Consider the following 18,839-nt stretch of genomic DNA (forward strand, 5'->3'; position numbering starts at 1 on the left):
AAAACCGATGGAGATGTCCAATCTGCGTGCCTCTGGAGAGAAGCGAATGTTCCAGACTTCCCAGGGTGAAGTTAATCCCAAAGCCAGTGTGAACAAGGGTGGATGGGTCCATATGCGCCTCCTCGGATGGTTGCTAAAGCGCACATGTTATCACACCCTACCCATGTGAAACAGCGAGGAGCCTTTTTCATTCCTCCCCGGTATGCGCAGATTCAGGGCGGATTGGTCCCTCTTTATTCATCCCTCCCCGGTATTCGCATCCTGCGTCTGTTTGCGTTCGCAAAGTTTTTGAAGCTCCGACAACAGTTTCTTCTTGCTGATCGGCTTGGTCAGATACACGTTCGCTCCAGCCACGCGACATCGCTCCAGCTCCCCCTCCAGAGCATGGGCGGATAACGTGATGATCGGCACGGGCACACGGTCGTGCTCCTTCTCCCACTGCCGGATCCGACGGGTCGCGGTGTACCCGTCCATGCGCGGCATCTGCACATCCATCACCACCACGTCGAATCGACCGCCGACAAAACGGTCCACCGCCTCGATACCATCCACCGCCTGCACCAGCCGGTGCGGGGTGCCGAGCAGATAGGCCTCGAACAACATCCGGTTCTCCTCCACATCCTCGGCCAACAAGATGTCGAGACCCGCCACCGGGGTGACGATCGGACAGGGATCCGAAGGGGGAACGGTGGGATGAAGGGAAGTCTGGGCGAGCCGCATCGGCATGGTGAAATGAAAGGTGCTGCCTACGCCGGGTTGACTCTGCACGCGAATCCATCCCCCCATCATGCCAACCAGGTGACGGGAGATCGCCAACCCGAGCCCGGTCCCCCCGTAACGACGGGTGATGCCGAAATCGGCCTGGGTGAACTGCTCGAAGATGTGCTCGAGCTGTTCGGTCGGCACGCCGATGCCGGTATCGCTGACCGAAAAGAGCAGCATGTCCCGCTCTTCCGGATGGACGGTCAGATTCACCTCGACCCGCCCGCGTGCGGTGAACTTGATGGCATTGCCCAACAGATTGATCAAGACCTGACGCAAGCGACCATCATCCCCGAGCATCGCCTCCGGGATGGCCGGCGAGATGCTGGCATGCATGGTCAACCCCTTCTCCTCGGCGGACAGGCGCATCAACTGCACCGTCTCCTCCACCAACAGGGCCGGCGAGAAGATCTCGTCCACCAACTGCAACCGCCCGGCTTCGATGCGCGAGAAGTCGAGAATGTCGTTGATCACCCCCAGCAGAGCCCGACCCGAATGGTGCATGGTCTGGGCATAATGGTGTTGTTTGTCGGTGAGTTCGGTATCGAGCAGCAGTTCGGCCATGCCCAGCACCACGTTCATCGGGGTGCGGATTTCGTGACTCATCGCGGCCAGGAATTCACCCTTGGCGCGATTGCCCGCCTCGGCGGCCTCCTTGGCATGCCGCAACTCGGCCTCGAACAGATGACGTTCGGTGACATCGGCGATCACGCCATCCCAGATGCTGTCTCCGTTGCTTTCGCGCTGTCCTGTGGATTCGATCAGCACCCAGCGGACCTGGCCGTGGATGAGAAAGCGTCCCTCCCAGCGGAATGGCTTCAAGGCGCGACCGGCCTCGCGATTGGCGGCGATGAAGTCGGTGATATCTTCGGGATGAATCGGGTCGAAGGCGGCGTTGAAGTTGTTCAGGATCGCCTCGCGGCTCTGGGAGGTCAGTTGACAGAAACGGTCGCTGACATAATCGAAGCCCATCGAGCCATCCGCGTGGATGCGGAATTTGTACACGCCCACCGGAATGCGGCTGGTCAACTCTTCGTATTGCCGCTGTTGGGCCAGCAAGGATTGCTCCAGCTCCTTGCGCGCGGTAATGTCCCTGGCCACGGCGTAGATCAGATCATCCACGGCACGGGCATGCCATTCGATCCAGCGGGAACCGCCATTTTTATGCAGGAAACGGTTGACGAAATTGATCACCGGCAGACGCAGCGTCAGGGTGCCGATCGCCTCCAGGGTGGCGGCCATGTCGTCGGGATGGACAAAATCGAGCACCCGGCGTCCTTCCAGCTCGATGAGGGGGTAACCGAGGGTCTCGCGCCAGGCTGGATTGAGCTTGCGGAAGGTGCCTTGCATATCCGCGATGCACAGCAGATCCAGCGAGTTGATGAAATAGCGGTCCAACTCCTCGGTTTTCTTGCGCAACGCCGCTTCGGCGTCGCGGCGGATGTGCTCGCGGATGCAGTTGCCGAGTGTCAGGGCCAGATGGGTGAAGAAGATCGGCAGATGACGGCGCAGGGTGGAACTGTTGATTTGGATGTTCTCGATCTTGACCACCCCGATCAGTTCCGTGCCCACCAGCAGGGGAAAGGCCCAATGCCAGGGACCGGGGGTGATGCCGTCATGCAGCATGGGATCGACCTGGCCACAGGCGTGCTCGATGAACTCCCGACGCATGGCGACCTGGGCGGACAAGGGGTCGTCGATCGACCCGACCACCCGCTCTTCGCCCAGAAAGGAGGCCAAATGCAGTTCGTTGCCGATCCAGTAGTGGATGGTCATATCGGTGCCGCCGATGATTTCGATCACCGAGGTGAGCATCTGTTGCACCATGTCACGGGGATTGAAACCGGTGGTCAGGCGTTCGATCAGGCTCAGGATCAACTGAAGGTTGGATTTCTCCTCGGCCAGTTTTTGCAGGCGCTCGCGCAGATGGTGAACTTGCGGATCGGTTGCCGCCATCATTCGGCTCCGGGGGTGCTCTTGCGCGTCAGAGCCTCGGCCAGAACCCCTTCCAGATGATCGAGGGTGACATCCAGCCAGCGCAGGGGGAGATCGAGATAGTCGGCCATTTCGCGGGCCTCGCGGGTGAAATCCTCGGAACAGGGGGTGCGGATCGCGACGATCCCCTGGTGGCTGGCATGAAAGATCTCGCGAACCACGGAACGGTTCGCACCAAACACCTCAGCGAACATCGGACGCCAACCCATGGCCCAATCCTCGAGCAGGAAATAGCTCCCCAGTTCCAGTTCATCCATGAACCATTCGTGGCCGAGCAGCATGACGATGCAGTTTTGTCCCTGGGTGCGCAGGGTGTGGTGGGTGGTCAGGATTTTCTCCATCTCGGGGTGACAGCAGCCGTAAAAGACGATCGTGTCGCGTCCTTTTTCATCTTCCCGGTCCAGGGCCAGGTTCAACCGGTTGGAGAGCCGGGCCAGATGGTTGTGGAGGCTGGAGTCGAGAAACCGGGACTCCAGATTCCAGCCGTTCTTGCGGATCAGGTGATCGACCTCCTTGTGCAGGATGCCGCAGCCGACCAATTGCAGGGGCGGGGGAGCGGATCGAGAGGGGGTGTTCATGCGTACCGGCCCCACTCCAGACCCGCCTCGATGAAGGCGCGGATGTTGGCTTCGGGCACCGCCAGGGGCATCACGCCGGTTCCGAGCAGAAAATGTTCCCCCGGCATGCCGATGGCGCACAGACGACGCACCTCCTCCCGTGTCTCTTCCGGGCTCCAGGAGATCATCTTGATGTCGTCGATCACGCCGCAGGTGAGCCCCTGGGTGCCGACGAGGGCTTTGGCCTCCTCCAGGTTGTCGAGTGGGCTGATGTAATGGATGTTGATTTTCAAGGTTTCCATCACCGGACGGATCGCCCGGATGAAAGGGGCCATGCCGCAATAGTAGACGATGCCTCCCACCCCTCCCGGTTCCAGATCCCGCTGCATCCAGGGGAGTGAAAACTGCTCGAACCGTTTCATGCCCACGAAGGAGGGGGAACCGAACGGGGTGGAGTAGATCAACACCTGGGCCCCGGCGGCCCGATAGGCGGCCACCTGTTTTTGAAACAGCTCGGAACATTTGGCCAGCAGTTCGTCACGCAGCTCGACCGGACCGGAGGTCAGCAGCTCCATCCATTGGTCCATCCCCATGAGCAGGGCGGGCAGGGTGGTGGAGGCGGTCAGATAGGCGCAGATCGGGAAGCGTCCCGCGGATTCGCGGGTGAGGATCTTGAGGCAGGTGGCGGTCTCCCTCCAGGCCGGATGGGCGGTGATGTCGTCGGGCACGGTCAGCTTGTGGATGTCGTCCGGACGCTTAATGACGAAATCACCCACGTTCGGCGGACCATCCTCGGCAAAGATGATCTCTTCGCAGCCGAGCAGTTCCGCCTCCTTGCCGACGTAGAAGAGGCTCCAGAGGTTGTCGTGGCCATAGCGTTCGCGCATGGCCAGCTGTCCCAGGGCCACGTTCTCGCCGCTGGCATAGTACTCCCGCAAGGAGAGTCCCAGCGCTCCGGCGCCCTGATCCAGGAGGTTGCAGAAGATCGGGATGCGTGGGGCGGGACGTCCCGAGATGGCCGCCACCAGGATCTCCATGGGGGAGACCTCCGGCGTGGCGCGCGATGCCGGGGAGTTGGTGGGCGTTTTGGGTTCGGATGGTGGAGCGACGGGAGGGGAGGTCTCGAGGGGCGGGAGCGGCGTGGATTCGGGCCTGGGCAGCAGATCGATGATGACCTTGCCGGCGGAAACCCCGTCCGGGGCCCAACCGTCCGCGCCCACATGGGCGAACAGGTGGTCGTCGAAGCGGTAGGGGGCGCCCCCCACCACGAGTTTGATTTGTTGGTCCAGTCCCCGTTCCCGAAGCAGTTCGCGCACCTTGCGCGCCCCCTCCGGTCCGGTGGCGGTGTGGACCATCATCGCGGAGATGGCGATGATCTGGGCATCAAGCCGCACCGCCTCCTCGACGAACCGTTCCGCCGGGACATTCACCCCCAGATCGATCACCTCGACCATCAACGCCTTCAGGCATCCGGAGACGATCCGTTTTCCCAGGGAGTGCAGATCCCCGCGCGCCGTGCCGATCACCACCCGTCCGATCGCCTTGGGGGAACGGCTGAACCGTTTGAGCATCTCCTCGGTGATCTCCGCCGAGATCTGGGCGGTCATGAAGTGCTGGGCCAGGTTGGCGTCCGGATCCCTGGAGATGCGCGACATCATCTCTTCGCTGGCCGGGACCACCACCCGGAACACGATCTCCTCGGGGGCAACGCCGTGGTTGAGGGCGTCATGCACCACCGCGAAGGCAGCATCGCGATCGGTGTCGAAGACCGCATCCTGGTAGGCGGCGACGAAAGGGGTCAAGGCGCTGTTCATGATGGTTTTTTTACTGAAAATATAAGAATATAATCATTATGCTATCTTATAGATCCGTCGGGAGAGCTTGTCAACCTTAAATGCCGGAAAAATGTATCCGCGAAGCCTTCGTCCGTGGCCAGGGAGACCGGAAGAATGGCGGCGCGGGTTGCGGAAAAGGGGTCGGACTCCTCGGGGGTCAGGAGCGCGGTTTCACATCCGGCCAGGGCCGCTCCGGCCATCTTGTGGATGCGCTCCCCCTCCAATGGAGGGAGCAGGCCGAGCCGTTGGGCGTTGGCGATGTTCAACCCCGCGCCAAAGGCTCCGCACAGCCACAGGCCGGTGGTGTGGTGCCAATCGAATCCCGCCCGCCCGAGCAGGGTTTCGATGGCCGCCGCGCAGGCGGCCTTGCCGCGCTGGAACTGATCGATATCCCGGCTGGTGATGGCGGTGGCCGGTTGGTCCGGGTCCAGGGGGAGGCCGGTTTCGGTCACCGGCATGGCGAAGCGTCCCGAGGGTTTGACCCACTGCCGCCGGCAGAGCAGGGCCACGGCGTCCAGCAGACCGGTCCCACAATACCCCTGGGGTGGGCCATGGCCGATGGTCGAGAAAACCGGGCCTCCGTCCACCTCGTCAATATGGGTCACGGCCCCTGCCGCGTCGCCTGGCAGACCGTGGCGGATGCCGCTCATCTCGAAGGCGGGTCCGCCGGGGGTCGAGGCGACGTGCAGGGATCGACCATCCCACAAAGCCATCTCGATGTTGGTGCCCAGATCCAACAGCAGGGAGCCGGGGGGCTGTTCGATCAGGCGGGTGGCCAGCAGACAGGCCAGTAAATCCGAGCCGATGAAACCCGCCACCGGCGCGACCAGGCGGATCCGGGCGTTGGGCAGTCCCCAGAGGGTCTGCCAGCGCTCCGGATCATCGGGTTGACAGGGGAGAGAGGTATCCCAGCCATCCGGATCCAAAAGGGTGGCGGCTCCAGCGCCTGCCAGAAGGATCAACATGGCGGTGTTGCCCACGATCCGCATGCGACCGATCCTGTTGAGCATGGAGGTTCCCTCGCCCAGATCCCGGGCGATCATGTCGGTGATCGCGCCCAGGATTGCCTGGCGGGCCAGATCGGACAACTCTTCGGCACGGACGGGATCGCGACTGGCTTCGTGCAGCCGGTTGAGGATGTCCGCCCCGTGGATCGACTGGGGATTGAGCCCCCGGCGGCTGGCCAGACGGTGGCGGCGATTCCACAGCGAGACGCGCAGGTGGGTGGTGCCCAGATCCACGGCCACGCCCAACGGGTGGGGGTCTGGCCGACCGCCGCGCCCGCCCCCTTCGGAGTCTGGCGCCACGCCCAACGGCTGGGGGGGGATTCCTCCGGAGGGATGGGGATCGAGCGGATGCAGTTCGTCGGCTGGGAGGCTCCGCCAGGGGGAGAGGGGGGCGGGATCGTCGAGTTCCAGCAGGCACGATCCGACCGGTCGCACCTGACAGGCCAGGCGGTATCCCTGTCGCTGCTGCTCGGAGGTGAGCTTCTCCCGCTCCGCGCGGGTCAGGGGGTTGGCGGAGCCGGAAACCAGACGGATCACGCAGGCCCCGCAACCGCCAGTCCCGCCACATGAGGCGCGTACCCGCAGCCGGGTGGTGTCCAGCCACGCCCGTACCGATTGTCCCGGCGTGGGGGTGAGCTGCCAGGTCGTTGCACCGACCCGGACCGTGACCCGTTCCGGCGTATCGGTCATGGGCGTGGGGCGGCGTCGCCCTGGGCATGCCGTTTCAACGCGGCCAGGAGGATCTTTTTGCTGATCGGCTTGCCCAGATGGTCGTCACATCCGGCGTCGCGGCACTGTCTGGCCTCGCCCTCCATGGAGTGGGCGGAGAGCGCCAGGATGATCAACGGGGGTTGGTTTTTGTGTTTGGCCTCCCAGGCGCGGATGCGGGAGGTGGCGATCAGACCGTTCATCACCGGCATCTCGATGTCCATGAGCACGATGTCGAACGGCTCGCGCTTCACCCGCTCCACCGCCTCGGCGCCGTTGCCGACCACTTGCAGTTGGTGCGGGGTCTCCTCCAGATAGATGCGGATCAACTCGCAGTTCTCCTCCACATCCTCGACCAGCAGGATCTTCAACGGTCGCACCGTCTCCGCGGGCGGACAGGGGAGAGCCCCGCAATCGTCCGACTGGAGCGGCTGAGTGGCGACCACGAGGGGAATCACAAAATGGAATTGACTCCCCTTGCCGACCTGACTCTCCACCCAGATCCGTCCCCCCATGCGTTCCAGGAGCCGCCGGGTCAGGGAGAGACCGAGTCCGGTGCCGCCGTAACGGCGCGAAATGCCGGAGTCGGATTGGGTGAAACTCTCGAAGATCAGCTCCAGCTGATTCGACTGGATGCCGATGCCGCTGTCCGAAACCACGACCAGCAACTCACCGGCGTTCTCCGGATTCAGTCCGATATCCAGCACCACCCAACCCGTGTCGGTGAATTTCACTCCGTTGCTCAACAGGTTGTAGAAACACTGCCGCAACCGCAGCGCATCGGCGACGATCCACTCCGGCAAGGAAGAGTCGATGCGCGCCTCCAGGGCGAGTCCCTTGGTGTTGGCCAGCACCCGAGACATTTCCACCACCTCGCGGGCCAGCTCCCGCAACCGAACCGGCTCCTCGTGGATGCGCAACATGTTTGCCTCCACCTTGCTCAAATCGAGGATGTCGTTGATGAGCATCAGCAGATTCGATCCCGCGTTGCGCAGCATCGAAAGATAGTAGCGTTGCTGGGTGGTCAGGGAGGTCTCCATGAGTACGTCCCCCATGCCGATGATGATGTTCATCGGCGTGCGGATCTCGTGGCTCATGGCGGCCAGAAAATCGCTCTTGGCCTGGTTGGCCTGGTTGGCTTCGGCCTGGGCGCGACCCAAGGCCAGTTCGGTCTGCTTGCGCTCCGTCACGTCGCGCAGCATGGCCAGAATCAGCGGTTGATCCCCCTGATTCAGCAGTTGCACATTGGTTTCGGTATGGTGCAGCCGCCGTTGGGAATCGAGGTAGGAGCCTTCGACGACCAGATGACCGACGGAGCGCAACCGGTCGAGAAAAAATTCCAGATCCCGGTCCTCGCCGATGAGCAGATGACAATCCTCCAGGTGGAACTCCCCGATCAGATCATCCCTGGGCAGACCAAGACGTTGGAAGGCGGTGGCATTCGCCTCGATCAGAAGTCCGGTGCGGGTATCGAAGATCAGGATCTCGTCGCTGGATTCGTCGAGCAGGTTGTGAAACAGCCGGATGGCCCGTTCCTGGGAGCGGATCTGCTCCTTCTGCCGGTATATTTCCAGAAAGACCTTGACCTTGGCGCGCAGGAACTCCGGCGGAAAGGGTTTGACCAGATAGTCCACGGCGCCCAGATCATAGCCGGTCAGGGCGTGTTGGTCGTCCTTGAAGACCGCGGACATGAAGATGATCGGGATGGTTTTGGTGCGGTTGACGCTCGACATCAGCTTGACCACCTCGAAGCCGTCCATGTCCGGCATGTGGGCATCGAGCAGCACCACGGCGAACTCCTGCTTGGTCATCTGCAACAGCGCTTCGCGACCGTTGCGCGCCAGGACCATCTCCGCGTCCAGGTCGGCGAGCAGACCGGCGGTGGCGGTGAGGTTGTTGTCGAGATCATCGACGATGAGGATATGGGGTTTCATGGTGTCACCGGTTCGTGGCGAGCCAGGGTTGCATCATCGACAGAAGTTTTTGGGTATCCACGGGTTTGGAGAGATAATCCGAGGCGCCGGCCTCCAGACACCGTTGTCGTTCGCCTTGCATGGCCTTGGCGGTGAGCACCAGCATGGGCAGTTCGCGCCACTCCGGCTGACGGCGGATCTCGCCGAGCAGGTCATAGCCGTTCATGTCCGGCATCATGATGTCCAGGAGCAGCATGTCGATGCGCAGATGCTCGCGCAGCAATTCCAGGGCGACGCGACCGTTTTCGGCCATGATCACCTGGGCGCCTTGATCCTCGAGCAGGCTGGTGAGGGCGAAGACGTTGCGGATGTCGTCGTCCACCAGAAGGATGCGGCGTCCGGCCAGGTCGCGCATCGCGGCGCGGGTGGCGGTGGGGGCGACTCCGGTGTCGTCCGTCGCGGTGTGGGGTTCTTGCAGGGTGGGCGGCGGCGACGGTTCGCTGGGCGCCAGAGGGGAGGCGTAGATCGACTTCAAGAATTGCAGGCTCTCCGTGTCGGTGAGTTCGTTCTCGCGCAGCAGGGGGGTGACGACGATGCGCTCGGTGGAGAGATCCTCGAGGGGTGGGGCATTGGCCGGATGGAGATAGAGGGCCGGCATGGCATCGTGATCGGCGGTGGTGCGCAGGCGGCGGATCAACGGCACCGTGGCCACGCCCGGCAGATCCCCCACCATCACCAGACCGGTGGGACGCAGGAAGTTGGCCAGAAAGAGCGCGGCGCTCTGATCCCCGGCCACGATCACCCCCAATCCCAGGGCGCGTGCCGTATCTCCCAGGGCGCGGATGCGGTGGTAATCCATGCCCACGAGCAGAATGGCCCGATCCTCGGGGGTCAGATGGCGCCGGTCGTCCGGAATGGCATCCACCTGACGGTTGCGCATGTCGATCTGGGCGTCGGGAAGGATGAGCGGGATGCTCTCCACGGCCTCGAACGGCAGAATGAGCGAAAACAGACTCCCCTTGCCCTCTTCGCTGATCAGCTCGATGCGACCGTTCAGGAGTTGGGCCAGCTCCTTGCAGATCGCCAGACCCAGGCCGGTGCCGCCGTATTTGCGATTGGCCCCGTCGTCGAGTTGCCGGAACGGCTCGAAGACCAGCGCGTGCTGGTCGCGGGGAATCCCCACTCCGGTGTCGGCCACGGACATGCAGACGCAATCCTTGCCCGCCTCGTTCACCATGCGGAAGGTCACGGTCACCGAACCGGCGTGGGTGAACTTGATGGCGTTGGTGATGAGGTTTTTCAGGATCTGTTCCACCCGGATCCGGTCGGCGCGGATCGCCAGGGGGAGCTGTCCCTTCATGAGCACATGGAACTCCAGCCCCTTTTGACGGGCGGTCTGGGTGAAGAGCCGTTCCAGACTGGTGGCCAGCTCCGAGAGTTTGACCGGATCCTTGAAGATGCGGATTCGACCGGCCTCAATGCGCGCCAGATCGAGGATCTCGTCGATGAGGGTCAGCAGATCCGATCCGGCGGCGTGGATGGTCGAGGCGAACTCCACCTGCTTGGGGGTGAGGTTGCCGGACCGGTTCTCCTTGAGCAGTTGCGCCAGGATCAGCAGGCTGTTGAGCGGCGAGCGCAACTCGTGGGACATGTTGGCCAGAAAGCGCGACTTGAAGCCGCTGCTCTGTTCCAGCAGCTGGATGGTGTCGCGCAGCACCTGCTGGTTGATGGCCAGCTCCTCGGTTTTGCGGCGGCTCTCCTCCAACAGTTTCTGGCGGGCCGAGGAGTCGCGCACGCCGGTGATGGCGCGGGCGATGGTTTCGCCGGCGCGGTTGAGGAAATCGAGCTGACGCGGCTGGAACGGGGATTTCGTGCCCAGGGCCAGCACTCCCTGGAGTTGATCGTCGTGGAGCAAGGGAATGACGATCACCTCGCTGGGACAGCTCTCGACGAGCACCGCGCGCACATGCAACGGCGCGCAGGCCTGACCCGTCACATGCGCCGGTTTGCGGGTGATGGCCACCTGTCCGAGGATCCCCTCGCCGGGTTCGAGGGTTTTGGCGATCTCCTTGTGCGGCGGGGCGCCGAGGCTGGAGAGCCATTGCAGACGTTGTTCTTCGTCGAGCAGGTAGAGGACGCCGTTCAGGGCGTCGAGCCGTTCGGTCAAGAATTGCAGGGTGATCGCGCCCAGGGAGTTCAGGGTGGTGACATGCCGCATGCGGTTGCTTAAGGAGAAATGCGTGGCATGGATCCACACCCGGTAACTCAGCTCATGGCGCAGCGGCAGATGAAAGAAGATCAGAATGATGAGAAGATTCCAGAACAGGATCCCGGCCATGTGGGACGGGGGAACCCCGAGGAATCCGTTGCCGGACGGATCCGTGCCTGACGGGGAGAAGACCACGATTTCTCCCAAGGTGAGCAACACCAGGCCGAGCACGAAACGTATCGGCGTGATGTGCTCTTCCCAGACTCCTCGAAAGATCGTTTTCATCGCATCTCCCCCGAAATGCGTCCAGGGTTTGTGCATCCATGGTGTTGGCGTGGCGGGATCCCCGTGGATGCTTGTTTTTGGGGATCCGGATTCATTCTGAAATTTTATTATCGTTTGTTCTGGTGTACAAATGCAATCTTTGATCTTCACCCTTCCCGTGATTTTGGGTGCGGGAAGGGGTCATGGCGTTGATTCGGGACGATAGAAGTGATAACGATTCTTGCCGAACTTCTTGGCCTGGTACATGGCCTGATCCGCGTTTTGCAGCAGATCGGCGGTGGTGTTCGCGTCATCCGGAAAGAGGGTGATGCCGATGCTCGCCGAGATGGTGGCCTGTTGACCATCCAGATCGAACGGTTCGGCGACGGTGACAAGGATTTTGTCCGCGACCACCTGGGGATCGTGGGGGGTGCCGATCGGGGCGATGATGGCGGTGAATTCGTCTCCGCCGAGACGGGCCAGGGTGTCGGAGTGGCGGATGAGATCCTTGAGCCGCTGGCCGAGTTGGCGCAGCAGGGCGTCGCCGGCGGCGTGACCGAAGGTGTCGTTGATCTGCTTGAAGCCGTCCAGATCGATGAACAGCAGGGCCAGACGCGATTGGTTGCGGGTGGCCAGTTGCATGGCGTGGTTGAGTCGGTCGAGGAACAGGGTGCGGTTGGGCAGATCGGTGAGCGCGTCGAAGGTGGCCTGATGGTGGATGCGCGCCTCGGTCCCGTGCCGTTCCAGCAGCACGCGGATCCGCTGACGCAGGATCGCCCAATGGACCGGTTTGGTGACGTAATCGTCGGCCCCGGCTTCGAAGGCCCGATCCACCGAACCGGCGTCGAAGAGCGCGGTGAGCATGATGATCGGGATGCGAGGTCCGATGGTATCCTTGCGCAAGGTCCGGCAGGCGGCCAACCCATCGACGTTGGGCATGCGCACATCCAGCAGGATCAGATCCGGCATGGCCGAGGCGCACATGTCGATGGCCTCCTGGCCGTCACCGGCCAGCACCACCGCGTAGCCCTGCCGGATGAGGAACTGTTGCAACGCTGCACGCATCGCCGCATCATCCTCGGCGACGAGAATCAGACTCTGCTTGTCACGCTCCGCGGCTTGCATCGTCACCTCATGAGAGATTGCCGTCATGGTTCGAATCGGGTCAGGCGTCTCTCTGGTCTATGCGTCCTCCTTGGCAAAGAACGGTTTGGGTGGTTCCGTGCCCTGGCAATAGCGGATGAGTTCCTGGTTGGCGACGATGCTCGCGGCGATCAGTTGTTCTACCAGGGACTCTGCGGCATCCAGTTCGTTGGAGGCGCCCATGACCTCGAGCTGGGCGGACATCTCGCCCATGCGCACGAGCCCCACCTGACGGCAGACGCTTTTCAAGGAGTGGCTCTCCAGGGCGACCTGTTCGGCGTCGCGGTCGCGGATGGCCTGACGGATCCGTTCCGGACGGTGCAGGATCCCCGCCTGATAGTGGCGGATCACGGTGGGGAATCCCTCTTCCAACTCTTCGCGCATCTCGTTGAGTTTGTAAATATCCAGAAGTTCGTGGTTCTCATGCCCGGTGTTCATGATCGTCGCCTTTTTTCCTAAGTAAGCGTGGCCAGTGCCGACTGGACTTTCTGCAACACGGTTTCGGCGTGGAATGGTTTGGTGATGATCTCCAAGGCCCCGAAGGATTGCGCCATCTCCAGGGTGAGTTTGGAGTTCATCGCCTTGTACCCGCCGGAAATGGCGATCATTCTGGCATTCGGGTGCTCGGCGAGCACTGCGGCCAGCAGATCGATCCCATCCATCTTGGGCATGAAGATATCGGTGATGATCAGATCGATCTTCATCGTGCCCACCAGATCGAGGGCCGCCTGCCCGTTCTCTGCTTCCAGCACGGTGTATCCGGCCTTCTGCAATACCGTGACGAGGTAGATCCGGAATATCTCGTCGTCATCAACCACCAGAATGTTTGCCATGTCGTTTCCTTAGCATTGAAACCCGATCCCCATCATCCAGCCACGCTTCACGTCAGTGAGGCCAGGGCATGATCAACGGCCCGGAGCACATCTCCGGGCTGAAACGGTTTGCTGATCAACTCCGTGGCCCCCAGTTTTTTGGCCACGCTCAAGGCCAGGTTCGGGCTCATGGTCATCCCGCCACCGCTCATGGCGATCACCCGGATGCGCGGGTGATGCCGGAGCAGGGCGGAGAGCAGTTCGAATCCATCCATCCGTGGCATGAAAATGTCCGTGATCAACAGGTCGAAGGGGTCGAGGGCGATTTTGTCCAGGGCGTTCAGGGCGCACTCGACCTCCAGAACCACATGTCCCGCGTTGCGCAACAGGGTGCCCAGATGGACACGAAAGGGTTCGTCGTCGTCGATGATCAGGATTCTGGCCATTTTCAGCTCACTCCTTCGAGCATACGTCTCATGCTTACTTCTTTCCAGAGCGCATGATCCGGTAACGGGATAGGGCATGCTTGATCGAACGCACCAGGATTTTTTTGTTCACTTGCCCTTTCACCAGATAGTCCTGGGCCCCCTGGGCGACCGCCTGGTCGGCTTTTTGTTCATCGTCGATGCCCGTGAAAACGATGATCGGGGTGTCGCGGATCTTCTGGTTGATGCGTCCGAAGGTCTCTTCCAGCCCGCGGCTGTCGGAGAGGTTCAGATCGAGCAGGATCAGGTCGTAGTGGTTGTTCTCCAGGTACGTTTCGGCATCCTGGAAGCTCTTGGCGTTGGTCAGATTCACCGACGGGGTGGTCAGGCGGGTGGTCTCCTTGTCGCCCTTGTCGCCCTTGTCGCCGGTGCCTGGCCAGGTTTCGAGCCACCCTTTGATCAGGGAGTAGAACTCGGTTTCGTCCTCGACGATCAGGAAGTGCAGACCGAGATGGACCGGCGGCAGAGGACGGACCTCGATGGGCGCGGCGCGATGTTGCGGGGCATTGGCCTGTTCGGCGGTGATGTAGCCCATCCGTTCCATGGCGTGGACGATGATGTCCACGGCATGCATCGGGTCGATGCGGTCGGAGTTGATCACCAGATCGTAGTAGGTGCGGGTGTTCGGATAGCGTTTGAACAGCCCTTTCATGAAGGCCGAGCGATCCTTTTCGGTGCTGATGATCTTGCGTTTGGCCGCCTCGTCGCTGATCCCCTCCCGTTCGGCGACCCGCTTGATGCAGACATCCCGCGATCCTTCGATGCTCACCCGGAAGACCAGCGGATCGTGGGCGAGGATCAGTCGCGCGCCGCGTCCGACGATCACGCCGCCGAGTTTGGAGATGTTGAGCACGGTCTTGATGAGGTTTTTGTAGTACCCGGCCACCGAGTTGTCCGGCTTGACGAACAGCGAGTAGAGGAAACTGTCGATGGCGCGCGGGAGTTTTTCGTCCATGAGCGTCATCAGTTTCTTGGTGGTATGGGTTTTGTTCATCATCTCGTCGATCATCGAGTGACCGTAGCAGGTCACGCCGAGCCGTTCGGCGAGGAGTTCCGAGATTTTTCCGCCGTTGGATCCGAAGTTGCGCGATACGCTCACGACGATCGGATGCCGGGTGACGACCTCATCCTCTTTCTCGGACTCCGTGAAAAGCCCTGACTTGACGACACTGCCGATTCCGGTGTTGGTTTCCATTTGGTTGGGTTCTCCGCGTTCAAGGGTCCGATGGATGTGATTGTCAGGCCCGTAATCGATGTTCGGCCTTCACCGACCAGTCGAAGAGGTTGAAAGAAAATCTTTCCACATGATTTTCGGTCTTTACCTCCGCTTCGGTCAAGGTTTTCCGGTACTGGTCGTGTCGGGACAGGGCGTGGAGTATGGCGCGATGGAACGCCCGACGGCTCACCTCGCCCTTGATCAGATAGTCCTGGGCGCCCGCGTTCACGGCCTGAACCGCCTGTTGGTCGTCATCCATGCCGGTGAAGACGATGATGGGGGTGTCCAGCGCTCTTTCATGAATCTGGACGAATGTTTCCGCGTATCCGTGACTGTCCGGCAGATTGAGATCGAGCAGGATCAGGTCGAATTTTTCCAAGCCGAGCAGCGTTTCGGCCTCGTGCCGGTTCCAGGCGTGGGTGAGTTTGCAGGATCCCAGTTGACAGGGGGAGTCGTGGGTTTTGTCATCGTGTTTCAGCCAGGCGGTGATCAGGCTGAAGAACTCGATTTCGTCCTCCACCACCAGGAAATGGTGCCCCACCGAGAAGTCGTGGACGTTCAGGCGTCCGCGTTGGGTGGCGGGCAGGGCGAGATCGAGATCGTGGATCCGTTGGGAGAGGTGACGGATGACGCGAAAGGCGATCGACGGATCCTGATGGAGCCGGGCCATGAAGATCTTCGCGTCCACGCTCATGATCACCGATTCGACCGCGGCGCGGGCGGTGGAGAAGCGCCGGCGTCCGGCCAGAAACAACGAGACGATGCCGAACACCTCCCCGTCGCCGGATTCGACCAGCAGGGTCTGCCCCGTGGCGGTCTCCCGGGTGATGATCACGCTGCCGCGCTGGATCACATGGAAGTGTTCCGCCGGATCCCCCTGCCGATAGATGATTTCACCGGGCTGATAGGTGCGCCCCATCTGTCGAAAGGAGTCGTCAAGCATGGTCGTTTCCCCTTTGGCCGGCGCGCCGGTGTGGTCGTGCTCGGCTTTCAAGCGGTTCTGATAAGCGTTCGTATGTATTATTTTCCTGTTTTTCTTGCATTGCAAGATTAATTCTTTCCCGTTTTGCGTTTTTTTCGTATTGTTTTTACGGGTGTCACCTTGCTCAGGGGCTGTCCGTGAGTATGTATTGATCCGTCTTATGGAGAACTTTTTCCTTGCCTGGGAGGGGTGATTCGGGTATGATCCATATTCAATGCTGAAATTTTTCCATCTTAAAGGAAAACCAGGCAAATCTTGCAGTCTGTCGTTTCATCCCTCAGAATCATGCGTTTGGAATCGCCATGCCCGTGTCACGCATTCCGGAAACCACCGATCCCGTGGTAACCACCTCCAAGGCGGCGCAGATCCTGGGTGTATCCCAGCGCACCATCCATTACTGGATGGAAAGGGGGATCATCAAATCCTGGAAAACCGCGGGGGGCCATTGCCGCATCCCCATGAGTTCCATCAATCTCCTGTTGGCCAAACGCCGCGAACAGCTCCAGGATCCCGAATTGCCCGAGCTGACCCTGCTGCTGGTCGAGGACGACGAGAACCTGCGCGAAATCACCAAGGCCGTCGTGGCCAACTGGGGATTGCCGGTCCGTCTGGTGGTGGCCGAGGATGGTTACGACGGGCTCATCCAGGCCGGTTTGCACAAACCCGGCGTCATCATCGCCGATCTGATGATGCCTGCCATGGATGGTTTCCAGATGATCCGCGCCCTGCGCGAGTCCGCGGAACTCAGCCGCAGCCACATCCTGGTGGTCACCGCCATGGATGAGGTGCAGATCGCCGCCAAGGGGGGGGTTCCCGAAGATGTCGAGGTGCTTCACAAACCCACCCCCTACGAACGGTTGAAGGTGGTGGTGATGGAAGCCCTCTTTTCCCAGCAACGGGGTCGGCGCGGGGTGGAACGGATCACCGCCTGACTTGGCGTGATGGGCGGAGTCTTCGGAGCCCCTGGATGGGGGGTGACGCTAACTTGCATGATGGGGAGAGAACTCCCTCACCCCCCGTACCGTGGACCTCCCTGGCGGGAGTTCCACGCTAAACCGCGTCTGGTTTGGAATGTGTGGTTTTCCCCGTTTAAAAAAGAGCGCCTGGAGATCCCTTTTCCAGGTTTTTTATTTTCGTTTTCGACTGTGGCGCATTTAAATAAAGATTTTTCGTGTGCAAAGCGCGCGAAAAATAAAGATAAAACCTCAGAGCTTCGACCCGAATCCCACCAGGGGCCCCTGGCCCCCGCCAGTTTTTTCTCCCTCCGATCTTTCACGAATCCGCCTGCTCCAGCAACGTCTCGCGCCACTCGACCACCCGGTTGCGTCCCAGATGCTTGGCCGCGTACAGGGCCTGATCGGCCCGTTTGATCAACTCATCCTGGGTGCGCATCGTCCGGTCACAGACGACCACGCCGATGCTCACCGTCACCTTCAGACCATCCACGCGCATCTCCTCGATGCCCTCGCGCAGGCGTTGCGCGGCGAGCAGGGCCCCGGAGAGCGACGTTCCGGGCATGATGATGCAGAACTCCTCTCCGCCGAAACGGCAGCAGATGTCGATTTGCCGGTAGTGCAGATGGAGATTTCGGGCCACGGCCTGCAACACCCGGTCCCCCTGATCGTGACCGTGTTCGTCGTTGAAACGCTTGAAATGGTCCACATCCAGGAGCGCCACGGCAAAACCATGACCGCTACGCTGGAAACGTTGCATCTCGGCGTGCAGGTTCTCCTCGGAGTGACGGCGGTTGAACAGGCCGGTCAACGGATCGGTGATCGACTGACTGCGCAACTTCTCCTCGAGCTTCTTCTCCTCGGTGACATCCCGCAGCAGGGCGGCGGATCCCATGGTGCTCCCGTTGCGGTCGTGGATGGTCGAGGCGTAGAACTGCAATACATGCTGGTTGTAAACCAGGGTCTCCGGCATGTCCACCCCTTCGTCGGCCACGAACCGCGCCACGAACTCCGGATCATCGACCACCTTGAGGAATCCCTCCCGCTGGATCCGCTCCGCGGATTTGCCCAACAGCCGTTCCGCTGCCGGATTGACCAGCACCACTTCCCCTGCGTCGTTGGTGACGACGATCCCTTCACGGGCACTCAAGATGATGGTGGTGAGCTTGTTCTTTTCGTTCTGCAACCCGTGGTGGAGCTTGTGCAGTTCGCTGCTCATGCGGTTGAAGTTCGCCGCCATGTCGGTCAACTCGTCGCGCCCCTCCAGGGGGAGAGCGCGGGGGAAGATTCCTCGGGAGGTGGCGACGATCGCTTCCATGAAGGCGTGGATGCGGCGTTGAATGCGGATGCGGGTGGCGATGATCACCGTCAGGAGGGTGAGGGCCATCAGATCCAGGACCAGCGAACTGGTGGCGACGATGCGGTCGATCCGCGTGCGCCAGGCGGTGATGTCCGAGTAGATCTCAAAGGCGCCCTGGAAAGCGTTGGCCCGCATGATCGGAACATAGGTCTCCACCACGTCGAGGAGAATGGTTTCGTCTTCGCGGTTTTTGCCGTTTTTCTGGACCACCTGGCTGTAGGGATTCCCCTTGGCCACGATGTCGTGGAAATAGGCGTGTTCGTTGATTTTTCCGATCTCCTGGGGGATCGATGAGTGGATGATGCGTCCGGAGGCGTCGAACAGTCGGTATTTGTAGAGCTTGAATCCAACCGCGACTTTCGCCAGCTCCTTGCGCAGCTCGTCGGTGACTTGCGGCTGGTTGGTGGCGGGATCGAAGGGGATGTCGCCGGCCAGGTGGTCGGCCAGTCGTACCGCGTCTTCTTCGGTGAAGCGGATGAGCACGTCGCGGAAAGCGGGATTGCCGATCCACCAGGCATGCAGGGGGATCAGAATCACGAACAGCACGGAGAGAAAAAAGCTGAACCTCAGGAAACGGGTTCGAAACAGGCCGGTCAGCAGGCCGTGCGGTGCTGGGCTGTTGGGGTGCATGCGACGTA

At 61.3% G+C, this 18,839-nt stretch carries 14 protein-coding genes; 1 reads left to right on the forward strand and 13 read right to left on the reverse strand.

The features are described 5' to 3' along the window. Positions 1 to 237: 237 nt before the first annotated feature. From ACOY6C_RS06110 to ACOY6C_RS06165, 12 genes are all read right to left on the reverse strand, one after another. Positions 238 to 2,718, reverse strand: coding sequence for an ATP-binding protein (locus tag ACOY6C_RS06110; protein WP_420904603.1), 2,481 nt, complete (start codon positions 2,716 to 2,718; stop codon positions 238 to 240). Next, entirely contained in the window at positions 2,718 to 3,335 is a 618-nt protein-coding gene (locus ACOY6C_RS06115; protein ID WP_420904604.1) for a DUF1638 domain-containing protein, read from the reverse strand. Before ACOY6C_RS06115 ends, ACOY6C_RS06110 begins: the two co-directional genes overlap by 1 nt. Continuing rightward, on the reverse strand, positions 3,332 to 5,128 hold the full coding sequence (locus ACOY6C_RS06120; protein WP_420904605.1) for a uroporphyrinogen decarboxylase family protein: 1,797 nt from the start codon (positions 5,126 to 5,128) through the stop codon (positions 3,332 to 3,334). The genes ACOY6C_RS06115 and ACOY6C_RS06120 overlap by 4 nt, the downstream gene beginning before the upstream one ends. A 41-nt stretch (positions 5,129 to 5,169) precedes the next feature. Beyond that, positions 5,170 to 6,846, reverse strand: a complete 1,677-nt coding sequence (locus tag ACOY6C_RS06125; RefSeq protein ID WP_420904606.1) for an ASKHA domain-containing protein — start codon at positions 6,844 to 6,846, stop codon at positions 5,170 to 5,172. Further along, the gene (locus ACOY6C_RS06130; protein ID WP_420904607.1) at positions 6,843 to 8,798 is read right to left on the reverse strand and encodes a response regulator; all 1,956 of its coding nucleotides are present in this window, start codon (positions 8,796 to 8,798) and stop codon (positions 6,843 to 6,845) included. The genes ACOY6C_RS06125 and ACOY6C_RS06130 overlap by 4 nt, the downstream gene beginning before the upstream one ends. Positions 8,799 to 8,802: 4 nt before the next feature. Further along, complete coding sequence (locus ACOY6C_RS06135; protein WP_420904608.1) at positions 8,803 to 11,271, reverse strand: hybrid sensor histidine kinase/response regulator; 2,469 nt, start codon at positions 11,269 to 11,271, stop codon at positions 8,803 to 8,805. Between the two features lie 180 nt (positions 11,272 to 11,451). After that, complete coding sequence (locus tag ACOY6C_RS06140; RefSeq protein WP_420904609.1) at positions 11,452 to 12,402, reverse strand: diguanylate cyclase domain-containing protein; 951 nt, start codon at positions 12,400 to 12,402, stop codon at positions 11,452 to 11,454. 30 nt (positions 12,403 to 12,432) lie between these two features. Further along, a complete protein-coding gene (locus ACOY6C_RS06145; RefSeq protein WP_420904610.1) occupies positions 12,433 to 12,831 on the reverse strand; it encodes an Hpt domain-containing protein in 399 nt (132 codons plus the stop codon). 17 nt (positions 12,832 to 12,848) lie between these two features. After that, positions 12,849 to 13,226: a response regulator gene (locus ACOY6C_RS06150; protein ID WP_420904611.1), complete on the reverse strand. Its 378-nt coding sequence runs from the start codon at positions 13,224 to 13,226 to the stop codon at positions 12,849 to 12,851. A 47-nt stretch (positions 13,227 to 13,273) separates the two neighbouring features. Beyond that, positions 13,274 to 13,651, reverse strand: a complete 378-nt coding sequence (locus ACOY6C_RS06155; RefSeq protein WP_420904612.1) for a response regulator — start codon at positions 13,649 to 13,651, stop codon at positions 13,274 to 13,276. Positions 13,652 to 13,685: 34 nt separating this feature from the next. Continuing rightward, positions 13,686 to 14,885, reverse strand: a complete 1,200-nt coding sequence (locus tag ACOY6C_RS06160) for a cytidylate kinase family protein (RefSeq protein WP_420904613.1) — start codon at positions 14,883 to 14,885, stop codon at positions 13,686 to 13,688. Positions 14,886 to 14,928: 43 nt separating this feature from the next. Next, a complete protein-coding gene (locus tag ACOY6C_RS06165; protein WP_420904614.1) occupies positions 14,929 to 15,849 on the reverse strand; it encodes a cyclic nucleotide-binding domain-containing protein in 921 nt (306 codons plus the stop codon). A 341-nt stretch (positions 15,850 to 16,190) separates the two neighbouring features. Here ACOY6C_RS06165 and ACOY6C_RS06170 point away from each other — a divergent pair, with 341 nt between their 5' ends. Then, on the forward strand, positions 16,191 to 16,820 hold the full coding sequence (locus ACOY6C_RS06170; protein WP_420904615.1) for a response regulator: 630 nt from the start codon (positions 16,191 to 16,193) through the stop codon (positions 16,818 to 16,820). A gap of 340 nt (positions 16,821 to 17,160) precedes the next feature. On the opposite strand, the gene ACOY6C_RS06175 is transcribed toward ACOY6C_RS06170, so the two are convergent. After that, positions 17,161 to 18,831, reverse strand: coding sequence for a sensor domain-containing diguanylate cyclase (locus ACOY6C_RS06175; protein WP_420904616.1), 1,671 nt, complete (start codon positions 18,829 to 18,831; stop codon positions 17,161 to 17,163). Positions 18,832 to 18,839: the final 8 nt, after the last annotated feature.

This window comes from Candidatus Magnetaquiglobus chichijimensis (genome assembly GCF_045865675.1).
GTDB lineage: Bacteria > Pseudomonadota > Magnetococcia > Magnetococcales > Magnetaquicoccaceae > Magnetaquiglobus > Magnetaquiglobus chichijimensis.